Annotated in this window: 12 protein-coding genes and 2 pseudogenes; 2 read left to right on the top strand and 12 right to left on the bottom strand. The window is 49.8% G+C overall.

Annotated features, from left to right (window positions below):
- From ACQ4N8_RS08050 to ACQ4N8_RS08035, 4 genes are all read right to left on the bottom strand, one after another.
- A complete protein-coding gene (locus tag ACQ4N8_RS08050; RefSeq protein ID WP_430703826.1) occupies positions 1-1,044 on the bottom strand; it encodes a FecCD family ABC transporter permease in 1,044 nt (347 codons plus the stop codon).
- Positions 1,041-2,054 (bottom strand): FecCD family ABC transporter permease, encoded by a 1,014-nt coding sequence (locus tag ACQ4N8_RS08045; RefSeq protein ID WP_430703825.1) that lies wholly within the window; start codon positions 2,052-2,054, stop codon positions 1,041-1,043. Before ACQ4N8_RS08045 ends, ACQ4N8_RS08050 begins: the two co-directional genes overlap by 4 nt.
- A gap of 70 nt (positions 2,055-2,124) precedes the next feature.
- Positions 2,125-3,147, bottom strand: coding sequence for an ABC transporter substrate-binding protein (locus ACQ4N8_RS08040; protein WP_430703824.1), 1,023 nt, complete (start codon positions 3,145-3,147; stop codon positions 2,125-2,127).
- A gap of 239 nt (positions 3,148-3,386) precedes the next feature.
- The gene (locus tag ACQ4N8_RS08035; protein ID WP_430703823.1) at positions 3,387-5,777 is read right to left on the bottom strand and encodes a polyprenyl synthetase family protein; all 2,391 of its coding nucleotides are present in this window, start codon (positions 5,775-5,777) and stop codon (positions 3,387-3,389) included.
- Between the two features lie 170 nt (positions 5,778-5,947).
- Here ACQ4N8_RS08035 and ACQ4N8_RS08030 point away from each other — a divergent pair, with 170 nt between their 5' ends.
- Together ACQ4N8_RS08030 and ACQ4N8_RS08025 are read left to right on the top strand one after the other, a co-directional pair.
- Positions 5,948-6,802, top strand: coding sequence for a serine/threonine protein kinase (locus tag ACQ4N8_RS08030; RefSeq protein ID WP_430703822.1), 855 nt, complete (start codon positions 5,948-5,950; stop codon positions 6,800-6,802).
- Positions 6,803-6,879: 77 nt separating this feature from the next.
- Entirely contained in the window at positions 6,880-7,089 is a 210-nt protein-coding gene (locus ACQ4N8_RS08025) for a hypothetical protein (RefSeq protein WP_430703821.1), read from the top strand.
- A gap of 157 nt (positions 7,090-7,246) precedes the next feature.
- Here the strand turns inward: ACQ4N8_RS08025 and ACQ4N8_RS08020 are convergent, their stop codons facing one another.
- From ACQ4N8_RS08020 to ACQ4N8_RS07985, 8 genes and pseudogenes are all read right to left on the bottom strand, one after another.
- Positions 7,247-7,792: an AAA family ATPase gene (locus ACQ4N8_RS08020; RefSeq protein ID WP_430703820.1), complete on the bottom strand. Its 546-nt coding sequence runs from the start codon at positions 7,790-7,792 to the stop codon at positions 7,247-7,249.
- 6 nt (positions 7,793-7,798) lie between these two features.
- Positions 7,799-8,425 carry a hypothetical protein gene (locus ACQ4N8_RS08015; protein WP_430703819.1) on the bottom strand — a complete coding sequence of 209 codons (627 nt, stop codon included), beginning with the start codon at positions 8,423-8,425 and terminating at the stop codon, positions 7,799-7,801.
- A gap of 27 nt (positions 8,426-8,452) precedes the next feature.
- Positions 8,453-8,879 (bottom strand): annotated as a pseudogene (locus ACQ4N8_RS08010) (GNAT family N-acetyltransferase).
- Positions 8,876-9,402 (bottom strand): annotated as a pseudogene (locus ACQ4N8_RS08005) (DinB family protein). The pseudogenes ACQ4N8_RS08010 and ACQ4N8_RS08005 overlap by 4 nt, the downstream one beginning before the upstream one ends.
- 496 nt (positions 9,403-9,898) lie before the next feature.
- On the bottom strand, positions 9,899-10,291 hold the full coding sequence (locus ACQ4N8_RS08000) for an RDD family protein (RefSeq protein WP_430703818.1): 393 nt from the start codon (positions 10,289-10,291) through the stop codon (positions 9,899-9,901).
- Positions 10,292-10,590: 299 nt separating this feature from the next.
- On the bottom strand, positions 10,591-11,010 hold the full coding sequence (locus ACQ4N8_RS07995) for a hypothetical protein (RefSeq protein ID WP_430703817.1): 420 nt from the start codon (positions 11,008-11,010) through the stop codon (positions 10,591-10,593).
- Between the two features lie 24 nt (positions 11,011-11,034).
- A complete protein-coding gene (locus ACQ4N8_RS07990; protein WP_430703816.1) occupies positions 11,035-11,826 on the bottom strand; it encodes a class I SAM-dependent methyltransferase in 792 nt (263 codons plus the stop codon).
- Between the two features lie 13 nt (positions 11,827-11,839).
- Complete coding sequence (locus ACQ4N8_RS07985; protein ID WP_430703815.1) at positions 11,840-12,262, bottom strand: NUDIX hydrolase; 423 nt, start codon at positions 12,260-12,262, stop codon at positions 11,840-11,842.
- Between the last annotated feature and the right edge of the window lie 377 nt (positions 12,263-12,639).

Genomic DNA, 12,639 nt, shown 5'->3' with positions numbered 1-12,639 from the left:
TCATATTTGGTTTCTGTTCTTGAACAGCAAGTATAAGAAGAAAGGCGCTCCCACTCCCGCCGTGAACACCCCGGCCGGCACATCAAGCGGCAGAAAAGCGGTGCGTCCGATCAAATCGGCCCCCAGCACGATCAGGGCTCCGATCGGCGCCGACGCGAGGAGCAGCCTGCCAAACAGGGGGCCCACCAGCCTTCTCGCGATATGCGGCGCGATCAGACCGGCAAAGCCGAGCGTACCGGCAACGGATACCGCAAACCCGGCAAGCAGCACGCTGCACAGAAGAAGCCCGAGCCGTTGCCGTTGGACGGCGGCGCCAAGCCCGGTGGCCAGCTCGTCGCCGAACGCCTGCGCATTCAGGCTTCGTGCAAGCCAAAGGGCCAGTGGCACGACAACCAGGATCACCGGAGCCAGGGTGTATACATCGGTCCATGAAGCGCCGTACACGCTGCCCGTCAGCCAAATGTAGGCTTGCCCGGCGATGAAGAACGGACTCAGGATCAGCATGAACGTGGTGCCGGCGCCGGTAATGGCGGAGATGCCGATCCCGATCAGCACCAGGCGAATCGGAGTCACCCCGGCTTTCCATGCCAGCGCGTAAATGACTAGCGAAGTCGCGATGGCGCCGGCGACGGCGAATACCGGCAACAGCTTGATGCTGATCGCGCCGCCCAACAGCGTGACGAAACCAACCGCCGCTACGGCCGCGCCGCCGGTGATGCCGATAACATCCGGGGAGGCTAGCGGATTGCGGATGATCCCCTGCAGGATGGCGCCTGACATGCCTAGTGCCGCCCCCACGAGCAGGGACAACAGCACGCGCGGCAGCCGGAGCGTGAGCACGACGAAATCATGCTCCCCGGCGTTAAGGCCAAAGATGGTCCTGAGGACATCCTGCGGCGAAATCATATCGCTGCCGATGCTGGTTCCGGCCACAGCGGCGATTAAGACCAGGAGAACCAGCGCGGCGATGGCAATCACCGCCTTACGTTCGATGAGAAAGGATACCGCTTCCTTCCTTGAGCGAACAACGAGCGTTTCCTTCATATCTTCGTCCCTCCCTTGCGGGCGATATAGACGAAGAACGGTCCGCCAATCAGGGCGGTTACGACCCCCAGCGGAAGTTCCTCGGGCAGGATAATCAGCCGCGCGAACACATCGGACCCTAGCAGCAGCAGCGCTCCGCCCAACAAAGAGTAGGGAATGAGCCAGCGATAATCGTTTCCGACCAGAGCGCGCATGATATGGGGGACGACGAGACCGACGAGGCCGATGGAGCCGGCGACGGCGACGGACCCTCCCGCTAGAAATACAATTACGGCCCCCATGAGCGTTTTGACCAGCAGAACATTCTGCCCCATGCCTTTGGCGATGTCATCGCCGGTCGTCAGCAAGTTGATCGCCCGGCCCATGAATAGGGCGACCACGGCAGCCGCCGCCATATACGGCAGCACCGGGTACAACATCTCCAGCGTTCTCCCGCTGACGGAGCCGGCCAGCCAGAACAGCACATCTTGCAGTCCGGTCCCGTTTAAAACGAGCATCCCCTGCGTAAATGACGTAAACAAGGCGGTGATCGCCGTACCGGCCAGAACGATTTTGATCGGAGTTAAGCCATCCCGTCCGACGGAGCCAAGCGCATATACGATAACCGCTGAGATCGCCGCCCCGGCGAAACCGAACCACATCATCGCGGTTAAGGAGGACACGGACAGCAGCACGATCGCCATCACGATAAAAAAAATCGCTCCGGCATTGATCCCGAACACGCTCGGCGACGCCAGCGGATTGCGCGTCAAAGCCTGCATGAGCGCTCCGGCAACCGCAAGTCCGGCACCTACAACGGCGGCAATGACCGTCCGGGGCAGCCGTTCGGTATGAAGCACGATATGTTCGACGGATTCCTCATCATAATGCCGGAAGGCCTCCACCGCCGTGGAGAAAGTAATTTCCGTACGTCCCAATATCATGCTGGCGGTACACGCAGCCGCGAGTAAGATAAATAGCGCCGCGAGTCCCAGTATTTTCGACTTCTCCTGTGCAAAAAGCGGAAACATGGCCTCACTCTTTCGTCATTTTGAAATACGGGGAGGCCCACCCGTTGAATGGCCGGCCTCCCTGCTGCGATTAATTCAACTCGAAATACTCGTACAGGTCATCGAGCACCATATTGGCTGTCTTGTACCCGCCCGCGCTGTTCCACGCCACTTCGTCCACCTGAACCAGCTTGCCGTTTTTGACCGCGTCCAGGTTGGTCCAGAGCTTACTCTTGGTCCATTCTTCATAATTTTTCTGAATGGCTTCGGTATCGGTGCCGGAATTGAAGTTAAAAATCATGTCGGCGTTCATATCCGGGATGCTCTCCTTGGAAGCTAGTTGAACGCCCCAGCTAGCTTCATCATCATGACCGGGTGGTCTTGTAAAGCCGAGATCTTTGAGAATTTTCCCCGCATATCCCATATAAAAAATCCGCACCTGATCGGCCCTGAAGTTGGTTATCGTCGCCTCGATCGGCAAGCGGTCGCCCATTTTCTGCTTGAAGTCGGCTACTCTCGCCTCCCAATCGGCGAGCAGTTGGTCGGACTTGTCTTGGAGATTCATCGCCTCACCTGTCTTCGCCAACGTTTCTTTCCAGTCGAAAAGCGTTTCCGTCATGACCGTCGGCGCGATTTGCGACAGCTGTTCGTAAATATCCTCATGCCGCGTCTTCGTGGCTAAGATCAGATCGGGCTGGAGTTTATGTATTTCTTCCAGATTCGGCTGCGTCTCCTGGCCAATGATCGGAACTCCCTCCAGATCGGCCCGCAAATACTCATAAACGGGCTGCTGCACCCAGGACTCCACAACGCCGACCGGCTTCACGCCAAGCGACACGACCACATCGGTGGCTCCTTGAAACAGCGTCACGACCTTCAGCGGCGTTCCTTTAATCTCGGTTTCGCCCATGGCATGTTTGACGATCCGGGTTTCTTCCCCGGCGCTCGCGTCCGTCCCGCCGCCCGCCGCTTGATTCGCACCGGCGGGCGCGCCGGCCTGGCTGCCGGTATTGGCCGTCCCTTCCGACGTCCCGCCGGCTGCACAGCCGGCCAATGCCGCAATAACCAAAAGAAGTGCCGTATAACCAAGAAACCTTTTCCTGAATTTTAACATGGTGACCTCGTTTCCCCCTTATCCTTTTCCTAATTGATATTGATTATCACTATCAATTAGGATTGTAATAGAGAGCGGAACATTTATCAAGTCTTTATTTAAAATTTTATTCATCCGCTTGAGCTATCCGAACCATTACCGTACCTAATAAAGAAGCGCCCCTTCCGTTAGGGAAGGAGCGCTATAAAAGCAAGATGTACGAATCGAGCCAGTTCAGTATAAGTGGAATAAAGAGTTCGTTAGCTTTCCCGGCTGATGATATAATTGAGCAGATGCTTCAGAAATATGGCATTACGGGGCAGTTCCTTCAACGCTTCCATTGCCAGGCAATAGTGCTCCCACATCGCTTTGTTCGCTGCGGCCGGCCCCAGCACCGTAACATAAGTCGAGCTGTCGTTCTCGACATCCTTCCCGGCGGGTTTGCCCAGCAAACGCTGATCCCCTTCCCCGTCCAGCAGATCGTCTTTGATTTGGAAGGCGATGCCCGTGTGGTAGGCGATTTTTTTCAAGACGGCGATTTCCGTTTCCGGGACACGGGCCAAAATGGCCGGCGCCACCAAACAAGCTTCAAAAGCGATCCCCGTTTTGTAGAAGCAAACCCGGTTGAGCTCCGCCACGGTTAACACCTTGCCCTTGGCATTCAAATCCATCGCTTGCCCGATGCAAATCTCCCCGGCCTTCCGGGATAGATATTGCAGAAGCGTAAGCACGGAATTGCTATCAAACTCCTTTATGGACGCCTGCTCTTCAATCGCCTTCTGGATCAGGAAGATGCCGGTCAACTCGGCAATCGCGCTGTTGTGCACCTCATGCAGGGTCGGCCGACCGCGTCGGGTCGCCGAATTATCCTGGGAAGGCAGATCGTCAAAGATCAAGGAAGCCGTATGCATGTATTCCAGCGCCCGGAATAGCGGCGACAAGGCATTTTGCTCCAGTCCGTACACCTGCACCCCCATCACCCAAGCCAGGACCGGGCGAAGTCGCTTTCCGCTTCCTTCCAGACTGTAATTCGCCGTATCGACCAACAGTTCGTTCGTCAACGAAGAGGATGATGTATTGGGGATTGGTAATAACGCATTAATGTGCATGCGAGCCGTTTTGACGGTTTGGATAAAGTGTTCTTTCTCTCGATGGTTCGTTCTCATCGTGGCCAGCAGTTGGTCCCGCAGCAGCTTGTCGTAGAAATCCACGTCTACCGCTTGACGTACCAGAAGCAGGATAAGCTGCTCAAGCTCCGGGTTCCCCAACGAAAAAATCTCCATAAGCTCGTTAAACCGCTCCGTTCCGACGCGTCTTCGATAACGTTTGAGGCCGTTGACGGCACGGGCAAGAATGATCTCGCGCGTTTGGGGCTCCGCGCGGTAAACATGGTGGATCAGATGGGAAATGACCGCCCAGTATAATTCAAACGGATTGATCAGGTCGGGCCGTTCGTGCCGGTAAGTCAAATAATACGTATAAGGCGTAACCGCTCCGGCCTCCCGATCGTCGGCGATGTCGGCAAAGTCGTCGGCCAGCTGGTTGTACAGGCCATAATAAAAAACTCTCTGGTCAAAGCCTTCATCCTGCGGGGCGGAAATCACGGAACGTACAATGAGCCGCGACGATGCCGACTTCAAAATGATCGGAAGGTACAGCTCCTCGTTCGAATAATGCGGATGGTCCAGTGATTTGCACCGGTCGGCATCCTGCGACTCAAAAAAAACAGACGATTGCTCGAAGAAAACATCCTGCGTATCCTGGCTCTGATAACCGCGAATAAATTCATACGCCTCCCGCAGTTCGGCATGAATAAACCGGACCATTTCCTGATGGCTTCCGGTCCACTCCCCGCGTTCCGGCACGATTCCTGTCCGGATCGTGGTGCGAATCATTCGCGAATACTGTTCCTGTTCGTTTGCGTCCAAGGCACCGGAATCCAGCAAGTCGTCAATAAAGGGGTAGGTCAGTCCGTAAAAATACCCCAGCTTCATCGCTTCCCCCAGACGGCGAGACCGTTCCGCATAGGCTACTTCGTCGCCCATCTCGTCGATGACATGCATGACGACCCCGAAGATGATTTTGATCAGCTTGCGTTCGGCTTCCTCGGCATTCATTTCCGGCGGCAGATGGGAAGAAACTCGCTTTAACCGCCCGATGACCCAAATTGTAGCCTCTTCCACGCCCTCGCGCTGGGCCCAGCGATATAGTGAAGCCAAACTGAAGAAATCCGGCGCATGGTTACCGGTTTGTTCGGCGGGACGAAGGATGTGCTGCTTCATCCCGGCGATCAGGCGTTGAATCTTCGTCCGGGTTTGCGGGTCGGCCAAATCTTGGCCCAAATCCCGCAGATACATATACGAAACGCTCCGCTCCAAATAATCGTCCAGCTTTCCGGTACGGGCCAGCCACGCGATATATCGCGAACCCTCCGCTGAATCGGGCGGCTTGGCGTTGCGGCCTAATCGCGGGAACCACGTCCGATGCGGAAGATGCTTTTTTTTCCACCATTTGAAATCCTCGAGCAGCGTTGGCACGTAGCTCTTCTCGCGGATCTGTCCTTGAAGCGAGTCCAAATAATGGGCCGCCTTGTCTTCAGCCTGCCGATACCACCTGTCCGCCAGCTCTGTATTTGCATTCATTATCGTCATAACTGCATCCCTCAGCTTATCATTTTCCGTTCGTTCAAATTTGTTCTAGCTTATCATACAGGATCGTTATCCTCTATAATAGTATAAAATACTGAAGTTCAAAAACGGCAATGGTCTGTGTTCACACTGGACCAAAGTCTAGGAGTACCGAAGGAGAGGTTATAGCGGACATGCGGTTAGTTTCATTCCTAGGGTCCTTTTGGGCTGCATGGCGGGATTATCGGGCAGAGCCGAACACGTTGCTGGGACGGCGTTATCTTCTTAAAGAGGTTATCGGTGAAGGCAGCTATGGGATCACTTACCTGGGCATCGATCAAACCGACGAAAGTCTCGTAGCCGTGAAACAAGCCAGACCCAGCAAAGGACTGCTGGCGAGGCAGCTTCTGAAGAGGGAAGCTCGCATCCTGAAGTCCCTGAGTCACCGCGGTATCCCCGTCTGCATGGATTTCATGACGGAAGGCCGCTATACCTATTTGGTGATGTCCATATTAAGCGGAGAAACGCTGGAGGGCTTGATCTTTGAACAAGGCCGGCGATACGGAGAAGCGGATAGCGCGCGGATCACGCTGCAACTGCTCGAGCTGGTTCACTCCATCCACCAACAGGGTGTTGTTCATCTCGATTTGCGTATTCCCAACGTATTGCTGCATGAGGGAAAACTAAGCGTGATCGATTTCGGCTTGGCACGAACCATTGGCGAACTTCCGATCTCGTTTCATCCGTCTCAGCCATTTCAGCCGTTCCGTAGCAAATCGATCCCGGATCCCGAAGCTTCCCGATTATCAAGCCCGGCAGAGCCGCAATCCGATCTGCTCGATATCGGTCATTTCATGCTGTTTCTGCTCTACTCGACTTTTGAATCGCCTCATTCCGCTCTGGACACCCGGGAGCGAAGCTGGCAGGAGGAGCTGACGCTCTCCCCCGAGCTGATCGAAATCATCGAACGTCTGCTTCAGCTGCGGGAGCCCTATGCAAATGCGTCGCAAGCGATGGCGGCGCTGCGGGCATTTTTGTCCCCGCGTTGATCGCCTGGTTTCTTTTATGTCCAACAACGAATACAATAGAATGTAAGCATCTCAAATCAGAAAGGTAGGTTTATGACATGCTGAGAAGATTCATCAATAAATTGCTTCATTCCGCATCGCACAGCCATCGAAGGCATTACAGCAGCTCCGCCAAGCATTACGGAAAGCGCTACAGCAGCAGCCACGGGTACGCGCGGCCAATGATGGGTTCCTCCTCCGATTACAAGCGCCGGCATGGCCACATGGGCCAGGGATACTATAAATCCAGGAGGCACAGCTCCAGCTAACCGATAGTTTTCCCCCCTCTGATGGAGGGGGATTTTGTTTGCCGATGGCTCATCTGCCGCAGCATGGCCGTGAGGTTAAACGGTCTCAGCCAAACAATCTCGTTTCCCCTCTGCTCCCAAGCAATACCAAACATCGGCTTCTAAGCGTTGATTTCGTTTAGTCCCTAACTCTGGCCTCATCTTGCAATTTTCTCAAAATTTCGGCGACCGTCTCTTCCGGCGTCAGTTCGGACGAATCCAGCCACATGCCGATGCGCGGTGTTTCTTTTCTCAACACTTGATCCAAGGCTTCGACCGTCCACACCCCATAGCCTTTCTTGAGGCGGGTCGCTTCCCTCTCGGCAACGACGGACGGTTTGGGGCAAAGAACCACGACATAAAGCGGACGATTCTTGATGAAGGATATAAATTCGTCAAGCATGGGACCTACGACAACATCTTGGACAATGACGGTAAATCCTGCTTCAAAATAGACGTCGGCAGTTTGTGCGGCTAATCGGTACCGGAGCCTCAATTGCTCCAACTCGTCCGCTGCTGCGTCGGGGCGTACTTCCCTGCGGTCATTAACAATCATTCGGCGAAATATATCTCCCCGCAAATGCACCGATTTCGCAAATCGTTCAGACAGTAACTGCGCAACGGTTGACTTGCCGCTGGCCATGATGCCCGTAACTAATATGAGTCCTGGGTTATCATCGTTCATGATGTACTACTCAAACCTCCTCTTTGTTCCGTTGACTTCCACTTCGGCCGCAAAATCTTGCATGAATCCGGAAAAGCCGGTGTCTTCTATTAACTTGCCGTAAAACTCCTTATTCATCTTCATTTTGCGATGAGGCTGCAATGAGATTGCGCTTGGCTCGAATTCAATATCGGCAAAGTGATCGGAAAATAAGGGTTTTAATGTTATTTCTTCGACTTGACCGTAATTATAAATGGTAAAAGAACAATTCGCCTTGACTTGCTTTCCCTCCGATTGCAGGGAGCATTGACTTTCCTTTTGAGCATAATCCAGTGAAGATACTCCTGTTGCATAGAATTTAAAAATAAACATCGTTTTCTCCGTTGCAACCGGGTAAATAAGGAAAAAGGCAATCCCCCCGAGAAATATCCATCGCCCCATTTTGGGGTATTTGTCCCGATATACTCTCAGGGTGCCCGCCACCCCAACCGCCAATAGGATCAATCCCAAAACGACCGGCAAATGCAAACCTGTCCGTTCCTGCCCTGTCCAAGGCGAAACTCCAAATATAGTAAAAATGCGATCGCCCAGGGAATGTCCTAGGTGGTTATTTGCTAAAGCGAACAACGCCACCATGATCAGAGCGATAAACAAACGTCCTTTTTTCAGTGCGAACCCCTCCTATCCCGCCGATGGATTTGCGACGATGTTCTTGGCCAGCATCACTTCTAGCGGATCATTTTCTTGCAATAAACAACCGATGTCCTTATAGCCAAGCTTTCTATAGAAGTGCTGAGCCTCTTCATTCGATTGCGTCGATGTCATGACAGTTTTGAATCCTTGTTGTCTCATCAGTGCTTCCCAGTGGAGCACAACCTGTTTGCCATAGCCCATTCCCCGAAATTCTTCGTCTAACCAGATCAAATTCATAAACGGGGTGTTATCCCAAAAGTAACCATATCGCATCCAGCCGATTTCCCGATCCGACTCCCTGAGCACGAAAATCTCGCGATCTCTTTATTTTGGTTCGCACCAGTCTTTCGGCAACGTGTTGATCCCTTTGCAAAATGTATTCATAATCGTATTCTGTTGCAACATCGATCCTCATACCTTCAGTCTCTTTCTAATCATTCTGATTTGGCCTCGATGATTGATCTCATCTTCAAAAACATGAAACCACATGAAATAATGATTTGCTTGTTTTTGATACCAGAACTCCTCTTCCTGATATAACCAGCTATCACTAACAGTTTTAAATAATTCATAGGTCCGATGCTAACTTGATTTAATCGGTCAACATAATATTTTAACTCATGTCCCTTAATATTCGTCCGTCCTTCTTCACCCAAAGCTAAAGCCGCGCCCCAGATCGACATCTCTTCATCATTTAGCTCCCTTGTCTCGAACGTCTCCACTTGATAAGCGTATTCTACTGCAGCGAAATGCAACAACAATGCGCCGATGGAGTTGCTTTCGGAATCCAAAAGAAAATCCAACTGCTCTACGGTCAAATTTTTCGCGGCTTCCAGGGTCGTGTATCTTGCATAGTTCATCATCGACAACAAACGTCCAATTTGCGGCGAATACCCCGGTATATCCGTGATGAGATAGATCTGATCCATGTTAATCATTCCGGTACCTCCTTGTTTATTTCCTTGCAGAAGTGCAGATTCACGCGTTTCTATCCATAAGAATTCTAAGTTTTTGGCTCTTTTCATCGATCGGACTTCTGTGATCATCCGTCCTTCTAACTTCTCGTTTCTTCCATGATTATACATCGGTCAACCAAAGGGGGGTAGCCCCGCCGCCGTTATCAATTATGGGTAGATCTTAACATTTCTTCTTTGATGACTTCCACAATGTTTCTTAATTGGAGATTGCCATTTACTATAAAATGTGCATTTTCCTTCACTCGAGCCCCATTTAACTGGTACATCTCCCTAACTCCACCCGATAAGTAGTCAGACAAAAAATGATCCAGTAAGTTCACAAGAACTTCTGGATCACTTTGCATGAGGACTTCCTAGCAAATGAGCAATTCGGCATTGCCATCTGTAAAACCCCCAATCACATTTCATGCGCAAAGTATAGCATCAAATGGTCGTAGGGCGCAATTTTTTAAGTAAGTTATTTATCGTATACGACTTCCGTACCAGCAATAAAATCATGAATCGATCTTTTATCCTCACGAAGACCAACCATGAATGCGCTGATAAGGATGCAAATTCCAAAAGTCAAACCATAAAGTAAACCTGCGACTAGGTTGCGTAATAACATGGTTCCGATCCCTGGAGAAGAGTGATCATAGATTTTTCTAATTTTAATTCCGCATATGCGTTTCCCGATGGTATATCCATCCCAAAAAACAGGCAGGAGCAATACATACAAGAAGGATATCACATCAGAAAAAATGCTTTCCGCATCGCCAGTCACAATATAAGAAAGGATGGCTAGCGGAATCCCGAAAATGATGGCATCCAATAAGGATGCCCCAAGCCTGATCCAAAAGCCTGCAACCATAACCCATCGCCCCTCAACGGTTTAGTAAGTTAAACTTATGTATTAGCCGTTTCCTTTAGTCTTTTGTTTTTCTGAATTCATTAATGATGTTGTTCTTCATTGTTCCTCATCTAATATCTCTTTTTGAAGAGAGCATATTACAATAAGTCGAGGGAGGGCGCTAATTTTGCGTTTACAAGACGATTTTTATCAATTCGGCGCCGACATAAGCTCAATGGGTCCAAATATAAAGAAAGCATAAAGTATGCTGACAACATTTATTCTAATGATTTGCTTAATAACGAATCACCGACTCTCTTTCAATGATTTTCCCCACCAACGATTTGCTCGGTTATTACCTTAAACTGCTTCAATTGAATCAGGTCAGCTATTTGCTCCTTATCAAGACCTGCCGTATCCACTTTAAATTCGCCCTTAATCTCCTTAGCGGACATCGGCAGGATTTCTTGATTTGCATTCATTTTTAATTCAGTATCGATGAGTTGAGGATATAACGATTCACTTATCACCGGTTCTATAGATAGTAGGTATATGGCATGATTTGTTCGATTCGATAGATTCACCGAGTAAGAAACCTCAGTAACCTTTAAATCCTCTCCGCCTAACGAATAAGTTGTGTATAGAACTAAACCATCTTCAACCGGTTGATCCTTGCTATTGCATGCCGTTAAAACGATAAGCATCATTGTCAAATACAAACAAACCTTCCATGCTTTCATAACGTTTCTCCTAACTGGAATCCTTTATTTAAACGCCGTAACAACGGATATCGATATTTTTTCGCTGAATACGCCCGTAGCATCAACTTCCAATAAAGCAGCTTTTAATTCTTCTTCAAACTGCTCATGGTTATGATTAAAAAAACGTTTGGAGGCATACGAAGTTGAGTACAGATTCCCAATGATCGAATCAACCGTCCACGTGTATGAATCATCGGGTAGTGCATGTTTTTCAACGTATTTAAAATTTGATCGGGCTACGATATCTTCATACTTTTCTTGGGGCGGAATGTAAATGCCGTTGCCTGCCCTTCTTTCGGGGCCTAGCCAACGTTTTAAAACATCATTTATTTTGAGTTGCCACGATAATGCTTCTTGTTCCTCATGATAAGGATCAATGATCGCTATACCGCCATTTTCATCCGTATTGTTGTATAGAATTTGAAGGACCGCATCCCTATCCATCCAATGAAATGCTTTGGCTATGACTGTAAGGCGAATTGGGGCCAGCGCCTGAACTGAATCTTCCGCCTTGCCGCACAACCATTTGATATTTTCCACTCTATTTTCTAAGGACAAACGTTTTGCTTCATCCAGCATCTCCGGTTCAGCATCGATGCCGGTAATTTCATGAAACCAATCGGCAAATCTTAGAGTGAACTGCCCCGTTCCGCATCCCAAGTCAAGCAACCGGCCTTCACCATTCAGCGAAAATTTATGAACTAAATACCGAATAAGCGATGAAGGATATAAAGGCCGATACCTGGAATAGTACCAAGCTGTATCTTTAAACAGGTCTTCACCGTAATTGCGCATAACATTCCCTCCTTTAATCGCTTGGTAATCCTTGCATGATTCTGATTTGCCCTATTTCACTATCGGCAGGCAATGGACCAAGCTCCAATACTTCCGCATAAAACAAAGCGCCATATGATTCGTCGTCACGATCACGCTTTACCGAATACACGCTCAAGGGCGACAAATTAAAGGTCAACGCGCCCGTTTCCTCAAACAGTTCTATTCTAGCCGTAGCTTCGATAGATTCGTTTGCTTCCCTTCTTCCCCCAGGAATCTCCCATGTTTGCCTCTCCTTATGTTTCACATAAACCCACTGGTCATTGTATTTGGCCAGAATGACTGCATATTTCAACTTCCCGTCATCTATGAGATTTAGTTCATAGAAATTGACTTGCATAACCAGCTGATGAAGAAGTTGTGTTCGGGAAATCTGATCCAAGGAACTAGGGTTCATAGTAGATTTCCCCTCCTTCCCGAAGAACACCGCGCACAGTGAAAAACACTCTTTATCATATAAATCCCTCCCATGTAAATAGAGGTTTCCTGAGCGGAAACCTTCAAATTAGCGTACCAAGTATTTCCAGAAGCTGCAAGCGTAGGACATCCAGAGCGCGGTTGTTGTTTGTTTGGAAATATCGTCCTCTCACCGCCTGACGCCTCTTATTTTTCTAACAATTTCTCTTCTAACGTTTTATCTGACATAATAAACAGAAACGATAGATCATTTATGGTTTTGATCTTTACGAAGGAATCCCTCGAATCATCTTTAATTCCTGACACATGCACGGTACCATGATGTATTGAATCTCCGGGAACTGTATTTATAAGAAC

The organism is Paenibacillus macerans (genome assembly GCF_050565405.1).
Classification (GTDB): domain Bacteria; phylum Bacillota; class Bacilli; order Paenibacillales; family Paenibacillaceae; genus Fontibacillus; species Fontibacillus macerans_B.
This window is presented reverse-complemented; position numbering and strand designations above follow the sequence as displayed.

Bases quoted from the DNA above. Each gene is read 5' to 3' on its own strand.
- ACQ4N8_RS08035 (WP_430703823.1), bottom strand. From the start codon at position 5,777: ATGACGATAATGAATGCAAATACAGAGCTGGCGGACAGGTGGTATCGG.
- ACQ4N8_RS07995 (WP_430703817.1), bottom strand. From the start codon at position 11,010: ATGAAAGCATGGAAGGTTTGTTTGTATTTGACAATGATGCTTATCGTT.
- ACQ4N8_RS08025 (WP_430703821.1), top strand. From the start codon at position 6,880: ATGCTGAGAAGATTCATCAATAAATTGCTTCATTCCGCATCGCACAGC.
- ACQ4N8_RS07985 (WP_430703815.1), bottom strand. From the start codon at position 12,262: ATGAACCCTAGTTCCTTGGATCAGATTTCCCGAACACAACTTCTTCAT.
- ACQ4N8_RS08040 (WP_430703824.1), bottom strand. From the start codon at position 3,147: ATGTTAAAATTCAGGAAAAGGTTTCTTGGTTATACGGCACTTCTTTTG.
- ACQ4N8_RS08030 (WP_430703822.1), top strand. From the start codon at position 5,948: ATGCGGTTAGTTTCATTCCTAGGGTCCTTTTGGGCTGCATGGCGGGAT.
- ACQ4N8_RS08045 (WP_430703825.1), bottom strand. From the start codon at position 2,054: ATGTTTCCGCTTTTTGCACAGGAGAAGTCGAAAATACTGGGACTCGCG.
- ACQ4N8_RS07990 (WP_430703816.1), bottom strand. From the start codon at position 11,826: ATGCGCAATTACGGTGAAGACCTGTTTAAAGATACAGCTTGGTACTAT.
- ACQ4N8_RS08020 (WP_430703820.1), bottom strand. From the start codon at position 7,792: ATGAACGATGATAACCCAGGACTCATATTAGTTACGGGCATCATGGCC.
- ACQ4N8_RS08000 (WP_430703818.1), bottom strand. From the start codon at position 10,291: ATGGTTGCAGGCTTTTGGATCAGGCTTGGGGCATCCTTATTGGATGCC.
- ACQ4N8_RS08050 (WP_430703826.1), bottom strand. From the start codon at position 1,044: ATGAAGGAAACGCTCGTTGTTCGCTCAAGGAAGGAAGCGGTATCCTTT.